Origin of the sequence: Actinomadura sp. CNU-125 (genome assembly GCF_001942465.1) — a bacterium.
GTDB lineage: Bacteria > Actinomycetota > Actinomycetes > Streptosporangiales > Streptosporangiaceae > Spirillospora.
Map to the genome: position 1 here is coordinate 12,313 of NZ_MKJY01000601.1, position 17,836 is coordinate 30,148.

16 protein-coding genes, 2 pseudogenes and 1 riboswitch are annotated in these 17,836 nt (G+C 73.1%); of the genes and pseudogenes, 9 read left to right on the forward strand and 9 right to left on the reverse strand.

Annotated elements, in window-relative coordinates; all coding sequences use genetic code 11:
• The first annotated feature begins 295 nt into the window (after positions 1 to 295).
• Genes BJF79_RS49650 through BJF79_RS49675 form a run of 6 tightly spaced genes read left to right on the forward strand, consistent with a single transcriptional unit; the run spans position 296 to position 7,160 of the window.
• The gene (locus BJF79_RS49650) at positions 296 to 1,879 is read left to right on the forward strand and encodes an ABC transporter substrate-binding protein (RefSeq protein ID WP_075907510.1); all 1,584 of its coding nucleotides are present in this window, start codon (positions 296 to 298) and stop codon (positions 1,877 to 1,879) included.
• A 4-nt stretch (positions 1,880 to 1,883) separates the two neighbouring features.
• Positions 1,884 to 2,825: an ABC transporter permease gene (locus BJF79_RS49655; protein ID WP_075907511.1), complete on the forward strand. Its 942-nt coding sequence runs from the start codon at positions 1,884 to 1,886 to the stop codon at positions 2,823 to 2,825.
• 16 nt (positions 2,826 to 2,841) lie between these two features.
• Positions 2,842 to 3,762 carry an ABC transporter permease gene (locus BJF79_RS49660; protein WP_075907512.1) on the forward strand — a complete coding sequence of 307 codons (921 nt, stop codon included), beginning with the start codon at positions 2,842 to 2,844 and terminating at the stop codon, positions 3,760 to 3,762.
• Position 3,763: 1 nt separating this feature from the next.
• The gene (locus tag BJF79_RS49665; RefSeq protein WP_075907513.1) at positions 3,764 to 4,777 is read left to right on the forward strand and encodes an ABC transporter ATP-binding protein; all 1,014 of its coding nucleotides are present in this window, start codon (positions 3,764 to 3,766) and stop codon (positions 4,775 to 4,777) included.
• Positions 4,774 to 5,598, forward strand: coding sequence for an ABC transporter ATP-binding protein (locus BJF79_RS49670; RefSeq protein WP_075907514.1), 825 nt, complete (start codon positions 4,774 to 4,776; stop codon positions 5,596 to 5,598). The genes BJF79_RS49665 and BJF79_RS49670 overlap by 4 nt, the downstream gene beginning before the upstream one ends.
• Complete coding sequence (locus BJF79_RS49675; RefSeq protein WP_075907515.1) at positions 5,595 to 7,160, forward strand: ABC transporter substrate-binding protein; 1,566 nt, start codon at positions 5,595 to 5,597, stop codon at positions 7,158 to 7,160. The genes BJF79_RS49670 and BJF79_RS49675 overlap by 4 nt, the downstream gene beginning before the upstream one ends.
• 85 nt (positions 7,161 to 7,245) lie before the next feature.
• On the opposite strand, the gene BJF79_RS49680 is transcribed toward BJF79_RS49675, so the two are convergent.
• The gene (locus BJF79_RS49680) at positions 7,246 to 8,346 is read right to left on the reverse strand and encodes a branched-chain amino acid aminotransferase (protein WP_075907516.1); all 1,101 of its coding nucleotides are present in this window, start codon (positions 8,344 to 8,346) and stop codon (positions 7,246 to 7,248) included.
• A 170-nt stretch (positions 8,347 to 8,516) separates the two neighbouring features.
• Positions 8,517 to 9,571 (reverse strand): annotated as a pseudogene (locus tag BJF79_RS49685) (3-isopropylmalate dehydrogenase).
• Positions 9,572 to 9,700: 129 nt separating this feature from the next.
• A riboswitch (cobalamin riboswitch) is annotated at positions 9,701 to 9,822 on the forward strand.
• 54 nt (positions 9,823 to 9,876) lie between these two features.
• Here BJF79_RS49685 and BJF79_RS49690 point away from each other — a divergent pair.
• The 3 genes and pseudogenes from BJF79_RS49690 to BJF79_RS65115 all read left to right on the forward strand — a co-directional run bounded on the left by BJF79_RS49690 (position 9,877) and on the right by BJF79_RS65115 (position 10,847).
• Complete coding sequence (locus BJF79_RS49690) at positions 9,877 to 10,104, forward strand: CbtB-domain containing protein (RefSeq protein WP_075907517.1); 228 nt, start codon at positions 9,877 to 9,879, stop codon at positions 10,102 to 10,104.
• A gap of 37 nt (positions 10,105 to 10,141) precedes the next feature.
• Positions 10,142 to 10,432 (forward strand): annotated as a pseudogene (locus tag BJF79_RS65110) (CbtA family protein); the annotation flags it as partial.
• A 97-nt stretch (positions 10,433 to 10,529) separates the two neighbouring features.
• Complete coding sequence (locus BJF79_RS65115) at positions 10,530 to 10,847, forward strand: CbtA family protein (protein ID WP_262403725.1); 318 nt, start codon at positions 10,530 to 10,532, stop codon at positions 10,845 to 10,847.
• A 31-nt stretch (positions 10,848 to 10,878) separates the two neighbouring features.
• Here BJF79_RS65115 and BJF79_RS52585 read toward each other — a convergent pair whose 3' ends face one another.
• The 7 genes from BJF79_RS52585 to BJF79_RS49720 all read right to left on the reverse strand — a co-directional run.
• Entirely contained in the window at positions 10,879 to 11,172 is a 294-nt protein-coding gene (locus tag BJF79_RS52585) for a (2Fe-2S)-binding protein (protein ID WP_083734860.1), read from the reverse strand.
• Positions 11,169 to 11,630 (reverse strand): hypothetical protein, encoded by a 462-nt coding sequence (locus BJF79_RS52590; protein ID WP_143221035.1) that lies wholly within the window; start codon positions 11,628 to 11,630, stop codon positions 11,169 to 11,171. Before BJF79_RS52590 ends, BJF79_RS52585 begins: the two co-directional genes overlap by 4 nt.
• A 504-nt stretch (positions 11,631 to 12,134) precedes the next feature.
• Positions 12,135 to 13,724, reverse strand: coding sequence for a phosphoglycerate dehydrogenase (gene serA, locus BJF79_RS49705; protein ID WP_075907518.1), 1,590 nt, complete (start codon positions 13,722 to 13,724; stop codon positions 12,135 to 12,137).
• Positions 13,725 to 13,885: 161 nt separating this feature from the next.
• Entirely contained in the window at positions 13,886 to 14,515 is a 630-nt protein-coding gene (locus BJF79_RS49710) for a hypothetical protein (protein WP_262403723.1), read from the reverse strand.
• 295 nt (positions 14,516 to 14,810) lie between these two features.
• Positions 14,811 to 14,951, reverse strand: a complete 141-nt coding sequence (locus BJF79_RS56905; RefSeq protein ID WP_158079542.1) for a hypothetical protein — start codon at positions 14,949 to 14,951, stop codon at positions 14,811 to 14,813.
• Positions 14,952 to 14,968: 17 nt separating this feature from the next.
• Positions 14,969 to 16,360 carry a DUF2079 domain-containing protein gene (locus BJF79_RS49715; protein WP_143221037.1) on the reverse strand — a complete coding sequence of 464 codons (1,392 nt, stop codon included), beginning with the start codon at positions 16,358 to 16,360 and terminating at the stop codon, positions 14,969 to 14,971.
• Positions 16,361 to 16,496: 136 nt separating this feature from the next.
• On the reverse strand, positions 16,497 to 17,836 hold a 1,340-nt coding region (locus tag BJF79_RS49720), incomplete at its 5' end, for a hypothetical protein (RefSeq protein ID WP_262403724.1).

Sequence of the window (17,836 nt, forward strand, 5' to 3'; positions counted from 1 at the left end):
CTGCGCGCCGGCGATGTCCCGTCAGATGCCGGCGCGCCAGCCGATAATCACGAGGCTGTGGCGCATGATGCGACCCAGTGTGCCACAGGCCGCTCGATGCTCGGAACGCCGTCTCATGATCCGAGACCGGCCGCGCGCCCCCGGACGGCCGCGCGGCCCGCCGCGCCGCGCGTCCGCGCCCGTCCGTGCCCCGCTCATCATGTGAAGCATTGACATGAAGCATTGATAAGTGAACGCTCACATGCTTCAATGCGGAAACGCGGCCCTCCCGCCATGACCAGCGAAGGGACAGTCGATGAAGCCTCCCTCCAGGTCCCTCCCCGCCCGGTTCGTCTCCTGCCTCGTGGCGGCGCTCGTGCTCGTCACCGCCGCGTGCAGCGGCTCGACGGGCACGGGCGGAACGGGCGCCACCCAGGTCGACGCCGTCGCGGCGGCCGACCGCGACGCCGCCTTCCGGTTCGCGATCAGCATCGGAATGAACTCCCTCGATCCGCACCGGCCGGTCAACCCCTCCGACTCCATCTGGATGCGGCCCGTCTACGACAGCCTCCTCACACTCGCCAAGGGCCCCGACGGGGTGAAGATCGCCCCGCAGCTGGCGACCTCGTACGAGGTCGCGCCGGACGGGCGCAGCATCGACTTCGTCCTGCGCGACGACGTGACCTTCCAGAGCGGCGCCCGGTTCGACGCCGAGGCCGTCGCCGCGAACATGGAGCGCGCCAAGGGCCCGGACTCGACGATCTCCGGACGGATCGACGCGCTCGACCGCGTCGAGGTCGTCGACCCGACGCACGTCGTGTTCCACCTGTCCCATCCGGACCCGGGCCTGCCCTGGACCCTCGCCGACAGTTCCGCCGGGATGATGATCGACCCGGCCGCGTTCGGCACCGACCTGAAGGCCGAACCCGCCGGTTCCGGGCCGTACGAGCTCGTGTCCGCGACCAAGGACGCCGACGTCGTCTACCGGCGCCGGGACGGGCACTGGGACCGCGACGCCGCCCTCGCGAAGAAGCTGACCATCAGCACCATCCCCGACGCCAACGCCCGCTTCAACGGGGTGCGCTCCGGGCAGTACGACGCCGCCAACATGTCGCCGCCCATCGACTCGGTGTCGAAGCCGCTCGGCGAGCAGGGCTACCACTGGGAGCTGTCGCTGTCGCCGATCTCGTACGGCGTCCTGCTGAACACCGGGACGGCGCCGTTCGACGACGTCCGCGTCCGGCGCGCGGTGTCCCTGGCCGTCGACCGTCCCAAGATCTCCGAGCAGGTCCTCCGGGGCCTCAACCCGCCCTCCTACCAGACCTTCAACAAGGGCTATCTCGGCTTCGACCCGAAGCTGCACAAGAACCCTTACGACCCGGAACGCGCCCGGGCGCTGATCCGCGAGGCCGGCGCGGAGGGCGCGACCGTGACGATCCTGCAGGTCACGACGTCGCCGCACGACACGCTCGCCGAGGTCGTCCAGCAGGCGCTCACCGACATCGGCCTGAAGGTGCGGCTGTCGCCCAAGAGCGCCACCGAGAGCCACGCGATCTGGCGCGAGGGCCGGTCCCAGGCGTACGTCGGCACGATGCTGCACTATGCCGAACCCGCGCAGACGCTGACCCGCACCTACCTCAGCAAGGAGAACCCCGGCCCGGCCGACCCGAAGCTGGAGCGGATGGCGAAGGACGCGCGGGCGCTGCCGGTGGGGAGCACGGAACGGGAGAAGGCGTACCAGGCGATCGGCGCCTACCTGGTCGAGAACCCGGTGCACGTGCCGGTCGTCCAGTACTCCACCGTCGTGCTGGCCCGTCCCGAGGCCGTGGGCAGCGAGAACCTCGTCGTGCAGGACGTCGGCAAGCTCGACTTCCGCCGCGTCGGCGTCACGAAGCGGTGATCGCGTGCTGAAGCTTCTCGCCCGCCGCCTGATCACGACGGTCCCCGCCCTGCTGGGCGTCATGCTGGTCGCGCTGCTGCTGGTCGAGCTCATGCCGGGCGATCCGGCGGCGATCATGGCCGGGGAGGACGCCACGCCGGAGGCGATCGCCGCCGTCCGCGCCGACCTGAACCTGGACGACTCGCTCTTCGAGCGGTTCGGCTCGTACGTGTGGGGCGTGCTCCACGGCGACCTCGGCCGCTCGCCGGGCAGCGGCACGCCGGTCTGGGACCGGATCTGCGAGGCGCTGCCGATCACGCTGTCGATCGGGCTCGTCGCCATGGTGTTCGCGGTGCTCATCGCGATCCCGGCGGGGACGCTGGCGGCGCTGCGGCGCGGCGGCCTCGCCGACCGGGCCGTCACCGCCGTGGCCGCGGTGATCCAGGCGGTCCCGCCGTTCGTCGTCGGGCTCGCGCTCATCATCTTCTTCGCGCTGCAGCGCGCCTGGCTGCCCACCGGCGGCTACGCGCCCCTCGGCGAGGGCGTCGGCACGTGGCTGCGGCACCTGCTGCTGCCGGGCCTCGCGCTGGCGCTGCTGGCCGCCGCCGAACTCGCGCGGCAGACCCGCGGCTCGATGGTCGACACGTTCGAGCAGGACTACATCCGGGCGATCCGCGCGAAGGGGCTGCGGGAGCGGTGGGTGATCGGCAAGCACGCGGCGAAGAACGCGGCCACGCCGGTCGTGACCGTGCTCGGGCTGCAGGTCGGGCACATCCTCGGCAGCGCCGTCGTCGTCGAGCTGATCTTCGGGATGAACGGCTTCGGGTCGCTGGCCATGAACGCCGTCCTCACCCGCGACGTCGTGCTCATCCAGGGCGTCGTCCTGATCAGCGGGATCGGCGTGCTGCTCGCGAACGTGGTCGTCGACATCGCGTACGGCTACTTCAACCCCAAGGTACGGACATGACCGGGAGGACCACCCGATGACCGTCCACGCCGCCTCGGACAAGACACCGGTCGCCAAGGACGGGCCGTCCGCGCGCAAAGCCCCCGCCCGGGGCCGCGGGAGCGGGCGGACGCTGCGGCGGCTGCTGCGCAACCCCGCCGCCGTCGCGGCGGCCGCCTTCGCCGCGCTGCTCGCAGGCGTCGCGCTGCTGTCGCCGATCATCACCCCGCACGACCCCGCCCGCCAGGACCTCATGCTCCTGCTGCAACCGCCGAGCGGGGAGCACTGGCTGGGCACCGACAGCCTGGGCCGGGACAATCTCAGCCGCCTCATCGAGGGCTCGCGGGTGACGCTGCTGGCCGCCGTGCAGGCGATCGCGCTGGCCGTCGTGCTCGGCTTCCCGGCGGGGCTGCTCGCCGGGTTCGTCGGACGGCGGCTCGACACCGTCCTGAACTGGCTCTCGGACGTGCTGCTGTCGCTGCCGTCGCTGATCCTCGCCCTCGCGATCGTGGGCATCCTCGGGCCGGGCCTGACGAACGCGATGATCGCGGTCGGCATCACGCTCGCCCCGCGCTTCTTCCGGGTGGCGCGGGGCGCCGCCTACTCGGTGCGGAACGAGACCTACGTGGAAGCCTGCGTCGCGCTGGGCTTCTCGACGCCGCGGATCCTCTTCCGGCACGTCCTGCCGAACGCCGCCGGGCCGCTGCTGGTGCAGACGACGTTCGCGCTCGGGCTGGTCGTGACCGCCGAGGCCAGCCTCAGCTTCCTCGGACTGGGCGCGCGGCCGCCCACGGCGTCCTGGGGCAGCATGCTCCGCGACGCCTTCGACAACATCTACGGCTCGGCGTTCCCGCTGTTCGCGCCGTCGCTGATGATCGTCCTGACCATCATGGCGTTCTCGGTGCTGGGCGACGCGCTGCGGGACGCGGTCGGACGGCAGAACCGGGTGGGGGCGTGACATGACGGACCCGAACGAGCCCGCCCCGTCCGCGCCGCTGCTCGAAGTCAAGGGCCTCACGGTCGAGTTCCGCACCGAGCACGGCCCCGTCCAGGTGGCCCGCGAGGTGTGCTTCACCGTCCGCTCCGGCGAGACGTTCGGGCTCGTGGGCGAGTCCGGCTCGGGCAAGACCGTCACGTCGCTGGCGGTGCTCGGGATGGTCGGCCCGTCCGGCGGCCGGACGCCCGCGGGCTCGGTGCGGCTGGACGGCCGCGAACTGCGCGGGCTGCCCCGGCGGGAACTGCGCAGGGTTCGCGGCAACGAGATCGGGATGATCTTCCAGGAGTCCCGGCGCAGCCTCGACCCGGCGTTCACCGTCGGCGACCAGATCGCCGAGACCATGCGCGCCCACCTGGGGATCTCGCGCCGCGACGCGCGCAGGCGCGCCGTCGAGATGCTGGAGCTGGTCGGGATCCCCGCCGCCGCCCGGCGCGTGCACGAGTACCCGCACCAGTTCAGCGGCGGCATGGCGCAGCGCGTCATGCTGGCGATCGCGCTCTGCTGCTCGCCGAAGCTGCTGATCGCCGACGAGCCCACGACGGCCCTCGACGTCACCGCCCAGGCCCAGGTCCTGCGGCTCATCCGCGACCTGCAGGACGAACTGGGGCTCGCCGTCCTGTTCATCTCCCACGACCTCGGCGTGATCGCCCAGATGTGCGACCGGGTCGCGGTGATGTACGCCGGGCAGATCGTCGAGCAGGCCCCCGTCGAGGACCTGTTCCTGCGCCCCCGGCACCCCTACACGGCCGCGCTGCTGCGGTCCGTCCCGAACGCGCGCGACGGCGCCGACCTCGTCGCCATCCCCGGCGTCGTCCCCCCGGCGCACGCCTGGCCCGCGGGCTGCCGGTTCCATCCCCGCTGCGCGCACGCCGCGGACCGCTGCGCGAGCGAGGCGCCCGGCCTCGTCCCGGCGGGCGACGGCGCGCTCGTCCGCTGCCTGCTGGCGGACACGCTCGCACTGGAGGGCGTCCGATGAGCGAGACCCTGCTGGAGGCCACCGGCCTGACGAAGTCGTTCCCCACCGGACACTCCCTCATCGGCAGGCCGACGGGCTGGACGCACGCGGTGCGGGGCGTCGACCTGCGGGTCGCGCGCGGGCAGACGCTCGCCGTCGTCGGCGAGTCCGGGGCGGGCAAGTCGACCGTCGGCCGGCTCGTCCTGCGGCTGATCCGCCCCGACGCGGGCACGGTCACGCTCGACGGCACCGACGTGCTCGCCCAGCCCGCGAAACGGATGCGCGCGCTGCGCAAACGCATGCAGATGATCTTCCAGGACCCCTACTCGTCGCTCGACCCGCGCATGGTCGTCGCGCAGGCGGTCGGCGAACCGCTGACCGTCCATTTCGGGCTCGGCGGAACGGAGCTGCGGCAGCGGGTGCTCGAACTCCTCGACCGCGTCGGCATCGCCGAACACCAGACGGAACGCTACCCCCACGAATTCTCCGGCGGGCAGCTGCAACGCATCGCGATCGCCCGCGCGCTCGCCGTCGAACCGGACCTCGTCGTCTGCGACGAGCCCGTCGCGGCGCTCGACGTCTCGATCCGCGCCCAGGTCATCAACCTGCTGCGCGAGCTGCAGCGCGAGCGCGGCGTCGCGTACGTCTTCGTGTCCCACGACCTGTCGCTGGTCCGGATGATCGCCGACCGCATCGCGGTGATGTACCGGGGCGAGATCGTCGAGGAGGCCGACACCGCGACGCTCTTCGCCGACCCCCGGCACCCGTACACCCGCACCCTGCTCGACGCCGTCCCGGTGGCCGACCCGCGCCGCCGTCCCCCGCGAACGGAGGGCCCGTGAAGATCCCCGCCACTCGCGTGATCGCGTGCCTCGCGGCCGTCCTGCTGGCCGCGGCGTGCGCGGGCACCCCCGCCGGGCCCGGCGGCCGTGCACCGGCCGACGCCGTCGCCGCGGCGGACCGCGGCGCCGAGTTCGGCATCGGGCTGCCGTTCGGGATGAACTCCCTCGACCCGCACCGGCCGATCAGCACCGCCGACTCGATCTGGATGCGGCCCCTCTACGACAGCCTCCTCACCCTGGCCGACGGCCCGGACGGCGTCGAACTCGCCCCGCAGCTCGCCACGTCCCACAAGATCTCCGAGGACGGCCTGAGCGTCACGTTCGAGCTGCGCGGCGACGTCGCCTTCCAGGACGGCACCCGCTTCGACGCCGAAGCCGTCGCCGCCAACATGGAACGCGCCCGGGGCCCGGACTCGACGGTGTCGAGCCTCCTCGAAAGCCTGGAGCGGGTTGAGGTCGCCGACCCGGCCCACGTCGTGTTCCACCTGAGCCACCCCGACCCCGGCCTCCTGTGGAGCCTCGCCGACAGCAGCGCCGGGATGATGATCAGCCCCGCCGCGTTCGACACCGACCTGCGGACCCGCCCCGCCGGATCCGGTCCGTACGAGCTCGTCTCCGCGGCCAAGGACGGCGACGTCGTCTACGAACGCTGGGACGGGCACTGGGACCCCGACGCCGCGCTCGCCGAGAAACAGACGATCACCACGATGCTGGACGCGAACGCCCGCTACAACGCCGTCCGGTCGGGCCGGCTGGACGCCGCCTTCTTCCAGGGCCCGCCCCACGACTCGATGTCGAAATCCCTCGAATCGCAGGGTTTCCACTGGGAACAAGCGCTGTCGCCCATCTCCTACGGCGTGTTCCTCAACACCGGACTCGCGCCCTTAGACGACGTCCGCGTCCGCCGCGCCGTGCACCTCGCCATCGACCGTCCCAAGGTCGCGCACGCCCTCCGCGACATCAACCCGCCCGCCTACCAGCCGTTCAACAAGGGCTACCTCGGCTTCGACCCGGCCCTCGACAAGAACCCCTACGACCCCGACGCAGCCCGCGCGCTCCTGCGCCGGGCCGACGCCGAGGGGGCGAGCGTGACGCTCGTCCAGTACACCACTCCCCCGTTCGACCTCATCGCCGAGATCGTCCAGCAGTCGCTCACCGACATCGGTCTCAAGGTCGAACTGTCTCCCCTGAGCCCGACCGAGGGACTGCCGAACTGGCGCAAGGGCGACACCCAGGCCCAGGTCGGCAGCCTGCTCGCCTTCGCCGACCCCTCGCAGACGCTCAACGGCACCTACCTCGGAGTCGACGATCCAGGCCCCGCGGACCCCGCGCTCAAGAAGATGGCCGAGGAGGCCCAGCGGCTCCCCGCGGGCAGCACCGAACGGGAACAGGCGTACCGGAAGATCTCCGCCTACCTGGTCGAGAACCCCGTCCACGTGCCGATCGTGCAGTTCTCCAGCGTCGTCCTTGCCCGCCCGGACGTCGTCGGCAGCGCCGACCTGGTCGTGCAGGACATCGGCAAACTGGACCTGCGCGGCGTAGGCGTGACGAAGAACGATTGACCACGGAGGCCGCCCGGCCTCAGCGCGCGTGGTCTTCGGGACGGTTCGGCTTGGGCGGTCGGGGCCGCCCAAGCCGGGGCTGCCCTTAGGCGATCTTATGAACCCAGCCGTAGGGGTCGGGCTTGGTGCCGTACTGGATGCCGATGAGTTCTTCGCGGAGGCGCATCGAGATCTCGCCGGGCTCGTCGCCGATCGTCCACTCGCGGTCGCGGCCCTTGACGTGACCGACGGGGCTGATGATCGCGGCGGTGCCGCAGCCGAACACCTCGGTGATCGCGCCCGACTCGCAGCCCGCCTGCCACTCGTCGATGCTGATCTTGCCCTCTTCGGCCTGGATGCCGAGGTCGGGCGCGAGCTTGAGCATCGAGTCGCGGGTGATGCCGGCGAGGAGGGTGCCGGTGAGCGCGGGGGTGAGGATGCGCGCGTCCGAGCCGGAGCCGTAGACGAACATGAGGTTCATCGAGCCGACCTCCTCGACCCAGCGGTGCTCCACCGCGTCGAGCCAGACGACCTGGTCGCAGCCCTGCTCGACGGCCTCGGCCTGGCCGGCGAAGGACGCCGCGTAGTTGCCGCCGAACTTGGCCTCGCCGGTGCCGCCGGGCGCCGCGCGCGTGTAGTCCTGCGACAGCCACACCGAGACCGGCTTGATGCCGCGCGGGTAGTACAGCCCCGACGGGGACGCGATGACCATGAACAGGAACTCGTTCGCCGGGTTGTTGACGCCGAGCGCGCGGGTCGTCGCGAACATGAACGGACGCAGGTAGAGGCTGTGCCCCTCGGTGTCGGGGACCCACGCGCGGTCGGTGCCGACGAGCAGCTCGCAGGCCCGCACGAACAGTTCGTCGGGGATCTGCGGCATGGCCATCCGCTTCGCGGAGCGGTTCATCCGCGCGGCGTTCATGTACGGACGGAACGTGACGATCGAGCCGTCGGGCTGCTTGTACGCCTTGAGGCCCTCGAAGAGTTCCTGCGCGTAGTGGAACACCTGGCTCGCCGGGTCCATCGGGATCGGCCCGTACGGTTCGAGCTTCGCGTCGTACCAGCCGCGGTCCGCCGAGTAGCGGATCGTGACCATGTGGTCGGTGAAGTGCCGGCCGAAGCCCGGGTCGGCCAGGACGCGCTCGCGCTCGGCGGCCGACGCGGGCCGGTCGGTGAGCGTGATCTCGAAGTCCAGGTTGGTGCTCATCGCGGTTGTCCTCTCGCGGATCGCCGGTGCGGCTCCGTCGCCGCATAGGCGCCTTTAGTCCTTATTGTCGTACTTCGTGGAGGTGACTCCTCGGTAACGGCGCACACGGAAAACCGGGCGCGCCGCACGGCGCGCCCGGAGTGTCCCAGATCCGGTCGGGAGACGCGCCCCTAGCCGGATACTCGCTTGGCGATCGCGTCGCCGACCTGCGCGGTCGATCGGGCGCCGAACGCGGCGCGCTCGCCCAGGTCGTCCGACACCGCCCGCTCGACGCGGCGCGCCGCCTCGCCGCGCCGACGTGGTCGAGCAGCATCGCGACCGACAGGATCGTGGCGGTCGGGTCGGCCTTGCCCTGCCCCGCGATGTCGGGGGCGCTGCCGTGCACGGGCTCGAACATGGACGGCGCCGTCCGGTCCGGGTTCACGTTGCCGGACGCGGCGAGGCCGATGCCGCCCGCGATCGCGGCGCCGATGTCGGTGATGATGTCGCCGAACAGGTTGTCGGTGACGACGACGTCGAACCGGCCCGGGTCGTTCACGAAGAACATCGTGGCCGCGTCGACGTGCGTGTAGGCGGTCGTGACCTGCGGGTACTCCTCGGCGACGCGCTGCAGCGTCCGCTGGTAGAGGTCGCCCGCGAACGTCAGCACGTTGTCCTTGTGGACGAGCGTCAGGTGCTTGCGCGGACGCGACGCCGCGACCTCGAACGCGTACCGGACGACCCGCTCGACGCCGAACGCGGTGTTGACGCTCTCCTGCGTCGCGACCTCGTGCCGGGTGCCCTTGCGCAGGACGCCGCCGACGCCGGTGTACGGGCCCTCGGTCCCCTCGCGGACGACGATCATGTCGATGTCGTCCGGGGTGACGCCCGCGAGCGGGGTCGTGACGCCCGGGAACAGCTTGACCGGACGCAGGTTGACGTAGTGGTCGAGTTCGAACCGGGTCCGCAGCAGCAGCCCGCGCTCCAGCACGCCGCTCGGCACGCTCGGATCGCCGACCGCGCCCAGCAGGACGACCTCCTGCTCGCGCAGCTCGGCCAGGACCGAGTCGGGCAGTGTCTCGCCCGTCCGGTGCCAGCGGGCGGCGCCCAGGTCGTAGGAGGTCTGCTCGAACTTCAGGCCGCCGGACGGCGCGACCGCCTCGAGGACCTTCAGTCCTTCGGCGACCACCTCGGGGCCGATCCCGTCACCGGGGATCACGGCCAGACGGATGCTGCGGGATGCCATGCGCGAACTCTACTGCAAACGTCTCACTGCATGGGCTTCCATCTCGCATTCCGGGCAGTCCGGCCTTGACCGGACCGGTTTCCCGGGAGACTCTCGTGGTCGACAACTACACATCGAGGCGACGGTGCGCAGGAACCCGGTGCGATTCCGGGACGGTCCCGCCACTGTGACCAGGGAGCCCCCGCCATCAGGACCACGGCCGCACGGCCGGAAGGTCGGCGGGAGGCGTCGATCTGGGAGTCAGGACACTGACCCGTCGTCCTCCCGCGACAGGGGGCGAGCGACCCCCGTGAGGAGACTCCGCGATGGCACAGCACGCCGTCCCGTCAGCCGAGGCGCCCGACGCACGTCCGGCGCCCGTCCGCGTCCCGGTCCGCGAGATCCTGCCCTGGGCGGTCTTCGCGGTCGTCCTGGCCGCGGTCCTGATCTACTTCGTCGGCGCCGAGCAGGGCGCGACGTCCGTCTTCGGCGGCACCTGGATCCACGAGTTCACCCACGACGGCCGGCACCTGCTCGGCTTCCCCTGCCACTGAGGCCGCCGCGATGATGAGACAACTGCTCGTCAGAGGAATGCTCGCGGGCCTCGCCGCCGCCGCGCTCGCCCTGGTCGTCGCCTGGATCTACGGTGAGCCGCGGGTCGCCGACGCCATCGCGTTCGAGGAGGCCGCGGCGCACGCCGCGGGCGACCACGCGCACGGGGAGGAGGTCGTGAGCCGCACCGCGCAGCAGACCGCCGGGCTGATCACCGCGGTCGGCGTGTACGGGGTCGCGGTCGGCGGCCTCTTCGCGATCGCCTTCGCGTTCGCGCAGGGCCGCCTCGGCGCGCTCGGCGCCCGCGCCACCGCCGCCGTGGTCGCACTGGCCGGGTTCGTCGCGCTCGCGCTCGTCCCGTTCCTGAAGTACCCGCCGACGCCCCCGGCCCGTCGGCGCTCCGGAGACGATCGGGAGCCGGACCGTCCTGTACTTCGGGACGGCGGCGCTCGGCGTCCTGGCGACGGCCGCCGCGGTGATCGTCGGCCGCCGCCTCGTCCCCCGGCTGGGCGCCTGGAACGCGGCCGTCGCGACCGCCGCCGGTTTCGTGGTGCCGATCGCCGCCGCGAACCGCCTCACCCCCGACCCCGACGCGCTCCCGGACGGCTTCCCCGCCACCGTCCTGTGGGACTTCCGGATCGCGTCGCTCGGGATCCAGCTGGCGCTGTGGACGACGCTGGGCGTCGTGTTCGGCCTGCTCGCCGAGCGGGCGCTCACCCGCCGGACGCCGCCGGTCCGCGCCTGACCGCCCCCCGGAGCGGAGCGGAGGGCGGCGGTCAGGCGCTCGTGCCGGGGGGCGTGGGGGGTCGTCCCCCCACAGAGGTACGGACCAGGGCGCAGTCGCCGCACAACCCGCCGCCGGGCGGCACCCGGTAGTACAGGCAGCAGCTCCGCCGGACGAACCCGGCGGGGCCCAGCTCGCCGGTGCCGTCCAGCGGCGGGAGCGCGAGCAGGTGCCGGACGATCGCCGCCCGTGCGGCGTCGCGCGGGCCCACGTTCAGGCTCCCCGCGAGCGCCGACGCGGCGTTCCCCCACACCAGCCCGTCGGCGAGCCGGACGACGCCCGTCATGGCGTCCTTGAGCGGTGCGAGGACCCGGTCGACGACTTCGCCGTGGACGAGCGCGCGGCGTCGCCGGTCCCGCCGGTGCGCCGCCCGGCGGGCGCGGCCGCCACAGCGGCGACGGGCGCGCCGGGCGCCCACCGCCAGTGCAGCCCCGCGAGGCCGGGCACGACGCCCCGCGCCGCCGCCGCGACCAGCGGCGACCACAGCCGGGACGCGAGCCCCTGGAACAGGATGGACGCCGCCACCCGGCGTTCGGACGTGCCGAGCCGTTCGGCGTACCGGTCGGTCAGCTCGCCGAGCCGGTCACGATCGGTCTCCGGGAACGGACGCCACGTGGGGTCGGCCTCCTCCGCCGGGTCGGTGCGGATCTCGAAGAACGGCCCGATCCGGCCGACGTCCCGCAGCACCTCGACGACCTCGCCGTACTCGGCGTACTCGGCGTCCACGCGGGAACTCGACGTCATGCCTCAACCCTGCCCCGCCGGGCCGCGTCCGGCAAAACGCGCGGACGGCTCCGGTCCGGGCGCCGTGTCAGCGGGTGGGGCTGCCGCCGTTGTCGCGGCGGTCCAGGGCGGTCTGCAGGGCGCGGGCGGATCGTCGCGGGCGTCGTCGGCGGGCTGGGCGGCGGGCGTGGTGCGGGTGGTGTCCATGGGAGAGCTCCGAATCGCTGAGCGGATGGCGTGCGGGGCGCCGGACGACCGTGGGTCGCACGGTCCGGCGCGGCATCGGGCTCACGGCCGTGCGCTGCACCCGCAGCGGGACGGCCCGCCGATGATCAGGCCCCGCTGCGGCAGCGAAGGATTACCACGAAGCGCCGCATACTCTCCGCCACGGTACCCGCACCGTCGGGATGAAGTCCCGATAGGTGGCCGAAAATCTCAGTATCCGAGATGCAAAGTGTGCCGGACGGCGCGGGGCGGGCGTCCGGCGCGATGCCGGGCGCCCGCCCCCGCGGCGGTCGGACCGGGTCAGCCGTCCAGGTCGACGCGACGGCCCATGTCGGCGCCGACCTCGGTCTTGATGGCGTCGACGAGCTGCGCCGGGATGGCGGAGTCGACGGTGAGCGCGATCAGCGCGCGGCCGCCCTTGGCGTCCCGGCCGACCTGCATGCCGGCGATGTTGACCTGCTCGTCGCCGAGCAGCTTGCCGACGCGGCCGACGATGCCGGGGCGGTCGACGTAGGAGAAGAACGCCATGTGCGCGGTCGGGACCAGCTCCATGTTGTAGCCGTTGATCTCGATGAGCCGCTCGGCGTGCTTGGGGCCGGTGAGGGTGCCCGACACCGACACGACCTCGCCGCCCGCCATGGTGCCGCGCACCTGGACGACGTTGCGCCAGTCGGGGCTGTCCTCGCTGGTGGTGAGGGTGACCTCGACGCCGCGGTCGCGGGCCAGGAGGGGCGCGTTCACGAAGGTGACGGCCTCTTCGATGACGTCGACGAAGACGCCCTTGAGCGCGGCGAGCTCCAGCACCTTGACGTCGTGCTCGGCGATCTCGCCGCGGACGACGACGTCGAGGCGGACCGGGACGCCGCCGGCGAGGGCGGTGAAGATCCGGCCGAGCTTCTCGGCGAGCGGGAGGCCGGGCTTGACGTCCTCGGCGACGGCGCCGCCCTGCACGTTGACGGCGTCCGGGACGAACTCGCCGGACAGCGCGAGCTTCACCGAGCGGGCGACCTGCGTGCCGGCCTTCTCCTGCGCCTCGTGGGTGCTGGCGCCGAGGTGCGGGGTGGCCACGACGTTGTCGTGGTGGAACAGCGGGCTGTCGGTGCAGGGCTCGCTGCTGAACACGTCGAGACCGGCGGCGGTGACGCGGCCGTCCTTGAGCGCGAGGTCGAGGGCTTCCTCGTCGACGATGCCGCCGCGGGCGGCGTTGACGATCCGCACGCTGGGCTTGACCTTGTGGAGCTCGGCGTCGCCGATGAGCCCGAGGGTCTCGGGGGTCTTCGGCAGGTGCACGGTGATGAAGTCGCTCTCGGCGAGCAGTTCGTCGAGGGTGACGAGCTTGACGCCGAGCTGCGCGGCGCGGGCGGCCTGCACGTAGGGGTCGAACGCGATCACGTTCATGTCGAACGCGGCGAGGCGCTGGGCGACCAGGACGCCGATGCGGCCGAGGCCGAGGACGCCGACGGTCTTGCCCTGGAGCTCGACGCCGGTGTACTTGGACCGCTTCCACTCGCCCTGCTTGAGCGCGGCGTGGCCCTGTGGCACGTTCCGAGCGGTGGCCAGGAGCAGCGCGATGGCGTGCTCGGCGGCGGTGACGATGTTGGACGTCGGCGCGTTCACGACCATGACGCCCGCCTTGGTGGCGGCCTCGACGTCGACGTTGTCGAGGCCGACGCCGGCGCGGGCGACGACGCGGAGCTTCGCGGCGTGCCGGAACACCTCGGCGGTGACCTTGGTGGCGCTGCGGACGATCAGCGCGTCGACGTCGGCCACCGCGGGCAGCAGCTGCTCGCGGTCGCTTCCGTCGACGTGGCGGACCTCGAAGTCGGACTCCAGCACGGCGATGCCGGCGGGAGAGAGTTCTTCTGCGACGAGGACGACGGGCTTGCTCAAGGAAACGGTCCTTCGAAAGTCGGATGTGCGGGCGGTCGTGCAGCTGAAGTCGCGAGTCACCTCGTCGTGCGCTCGCCCCGTCGGCGAGTCTATCCCTCGCCGCGCCCGGTCATCGCGTCCCGGGGAAACACCAGCCGGTAACTCCCGAATGTCCAGCTTGGTCAGGCCGCGTTCGGTTCGGGCTGGGAAGCGAGGATGGTCGCGACGCGGTCGGCGTCGGCGACCTGCACGTGGGGGACGTCGACGAACACGCGGACGGGACCGGACGGGAGGCCGAGCCGTTCGGCCACGCCGACCTGGACCTCGCGCAGGGGGATGTAGGCGAGGTAGGCGCGGTGGACGTTCTGCGCGCGGAACATCGCGGTCATGATCAGCCGGTAGCCGCGGATGCGGAAGGCGAGCGCGGCCGGGCCGTCGGCGGGCTCGCCGGGAACGGTGAGCGAGACCCACGCGCTGGTGGTCCAGGGGCGGGCGCGCAGGAGGTCGGTCACCCACCGGATCTGGTCGGCGTCCGGGCGGGGCCCGCCGGACGGGCCGCCGGACGCGCCGCCGGGCGGGGCGTCCGGCCTGGTGCGTTCTTCGGCGCCGCGGACGAGCCGGGCGCGGTCGCCGTGCTCGCGCAGGATCGGGTCCTCCCAGCTGAGCGCGGCGATCTCGAACAGCAGCGGCGGGCCCTCGATGATGGGGCCGCGGTCGGCCATCCCGGCCTCGCCGGCGGACCAGACGTGCCGCAGGACGCCGATCCACGCCCGGCCGCAGGTCTCGAAGCGCCGGACTTCCTCGGTCGGCACGTCATGACCACTCGACATATTCCACCCCGCGCCGCGCACCTTCCGGCCGGGATTTTCCACCCGCGGCATCGGCGCGCGGTGGGCGAATTCCGCGCCTGCCCCGGGACCGTCGCCAGCCTCGTTCCGTGCCTCCGCCCCGCGCCGCTCCGGCAGCTCTACCGGGGGTTTCGCGGGCGGGAGCGCCCGCGCCGGACGCGGCCGTCGCGACTTACTTCAAGTATCGGGCAGAGCCACCGAAAATGATAGGCCATTTTACCTTAATGACATCTTCACCGGAATTCTGACCGGGAGATCTTCACGAGGTATTGGACGGACGTCCAAAATTCCCGGTGGGCGGGTATCCGGGGTGGTGCAGGACGACGTACCCGTTCCGGCGGAAGACCTCCCGGTACCCGAGGTACAGCAGGCCCTGGACGCGCAGGCGCTGATCGGCCACCGAACGGAACGGGAACGTCAGCCGTTCGACGTCGGCGACGACCCACGGCGCGCTGCGGGGCCAGCGGTCCAGCAGCAGGACGCGCGCGCGGGCGCTGAGGGCCGGGCCGACGCTGTTCGCCGCCTCGACGAGCGCCCCGGACGCGACGCGCGCGGCCGCGGCCGCGCGGCCTGGGCGCGCTCGTTCCGCCGGTAGAGGGACGGGTCGGCGAGACCGGCGAACGCGAAGAACGGCACCGTGACGGCCGCGGCGGCCAGCAGGGCCGCGGCGGGAAGCGCGCGCGGGCCCCGGCGGGCCGCACGGACGCGCGCGCGCAGCCGCACGGCACCGTCCACCGCCGCCAGGATCAGCACCGCGATGATGAACGCGTTGTAGTGGTATCGCGCCTGCCACCAGTTCTCGAAGCCGGTGGCCAGCATCCGCTCGGCGAGCAGCGGCACCGCGGCGAGCGTCAGCGGGGACGCGAGCGGGAGCAGCAGCAGCGGGGCGGCGAGCAGCAGCAGCGTGACCAGCTTGGCGGGCGGGTCGCCCAGGGCCGCCAGGACGTCCCAGGGGTGCGTGACCGCGTGGACGGCGGCGCTCGGGAGATCGGGCCCGAGCGTCCCGTACGCCCAGTAGTAGCCGTCGTCGCCGCCGAACGCCGGGATGACGAACCGTGAGGCGGCCCAGGTCGCGGCGAGCCCGGCGGCGATGTGGACGGCGCCGGCGCGGCGCTCGCCGCGGCGGGTGAGCAGGTAGAGGCCGAACCCGGCGAGCAGGAGCCCCATGTCCTCCTTGACCAGCAGGAGGGCGACCGCGACGGCCGCCGCCTGCCCGCGCCGTCCGGCGTCGTGCCGCTCGACGAGCAGCGCCGACAGCAGCGGGACGAACGCGACCTCGTGGAAGTCGAAGGAGAGCGCCTCCGCGACCGGCCACGACAGCGCGTACGCGCCGGACGCGCAGTACGCGGCGGCCCGGCCCAGCTTCCGCGCGGTGTACCGCCAGATCGGGACGATCGCCGCCGCGAACAGCACGGCCTGCGCGACGAGCAGCGTGCCCGGGCCGTCGTGGATCCAGTAGAGCGGCGCCAGGACGGCCAGGATCGGCGAGAAGTGGTCGCCGAGCACCGCGAAGTCGGGCCCGAACCCGTTGTGGACGCCCTTGACGATCGCGACCGGCGGGCCGAACCCGCTGTAGGAGCGGACCGCCTGGTCGAAGATCACCAGGTCGTAGCTGCTGGCCCGGAACGTGTGCAGGCGCAGCAGCGAGAACGCCGCGTACACGACCGCGGTGACCGCGGCCATCGCCGCCGGGCCCGCCAGGCGGCGCCCGCGCGCGGCCCAGCGGCGCCGCACGTCCCGTCCGGCGCGGTCCGTCGGCGTCCGGTCAAGGGTCCTGGCTCCCCCGCCGGCCGAAACCCCCTTGGCCACGGGCCGGACGCTATCAGCAGCGGCGGCCCGCGGCCCGCGCGGCGCGGCTACTCGGCCGTGACGCGCGTCATGGGGAGTTTCGAGCGGGTGCACAGGCCCGCCACCAGGGCCACGAGCAGCGGGATCCCGATGCCGATCACGGCGAGCGGCGTCCAGGGGACGGCGAGAACGGGGCCGTGCGCCGTTCCGTGGCCGGTGAGCGAGCGGGCCGCGGCGATGCCGGGGACGAGACCGGCGGCGATCCCGAGCCAGCAGCCGAGGGCGGCGATGTACACCGCCTGGCCCGCCGCCAGCAGCCGCCGGGTGCGCGGCCGGGCGCCGACGGCGGCGAGCACGGCCAGGTCGGCCCGGGCGCGGCGGCCGACAGGCCGATCGCGATCAGCGCCCCGCCGAGCGCGAGGACGGCAGCCGCGGCGGCGAGCGCCAGCATCAGCGGGTCGTTGGAACGGCCGAACCCGCGTTCGACCCTGACGTTGCCCGTTTCGAAGACGTTTCCGTCGCCCTTGCTCACGCCCGCGACGACCTCGGCCAGCCGAGCCTGCTCCGCTTCGGTCACCCGGTGGTGGTCTCGGTCGATCCCGAACGCGTCGAGCCGCGGCGCGACCCCGATCCGCTCGGCGGCGGCCGGTGGCACCAGCGCCTCGACCGGCGCCTTCTCGGCGGCGGCGGTCGCCGGCAGGTCGCGAACCTTCTCTAGTGCCGCCTCCCGGCCGTCGCGCCACACCGAGACGGTGGCCGTCGTCGTCCCGTCCGGGGGCGGGCGGACGCCGAAGAGCACGATCTCGCCCGCGGCGAGGGCCGCCTCGATCCGGCGGTCGGCACGGCCGAGCAGCATCCGCGCCTCGGCGGCGCCGCCCACGACGGTGCCCATGATGAGCGACCGTTCACCGGGGTACGGATCCGTCTGGAAAGACACCATGGGACATTCGCGGTCGCCCGGGCAGGTCGAGCCGGCGTCGGGCAGGATCCGCAGTTCGGTCAGCGGGACGCCGGGCAGCTCGCGCTCGACCGCCGTCCGGACGGCGTCGCCCTGGCCCCGCGGCGGCGTGATCAGCGTCGAACCGACCGGAACGGACGGCGTGTAATCGATCCGCTCCTGCCGCAGGTCGGAGGCGTTGGCCACGGCCAGCGCGGTCGCCCCGGCCACCGCCGCCATGATCGCGGCGACGGCGGGCGCGGTGCGGGCGCGGTTGCGGGCGCGTCCCGGACGGCGAGGCGCAGCGGAACCGGCAGCCGCCCGGCGGCCCGGCCCGTCGCCCCGACCAGCCAGGGGACGAGCAGGACGCCGCCGAGGATGATCGCGACCGCGCCGAAAGCCGCCCCGAACCCGGCGAAGACCCGCTCGCCCACCAGGCTTCCGAGCGCCCCGGCACAGACCAGGACGCGCCCGCGATCGGACGGCCGCGGCGGGCCCGTTCGCCGCCCGGGCCGCGCTCTCGGCGAGCGCGGCGACGACGTCCACCCGCGCGGCCTGCC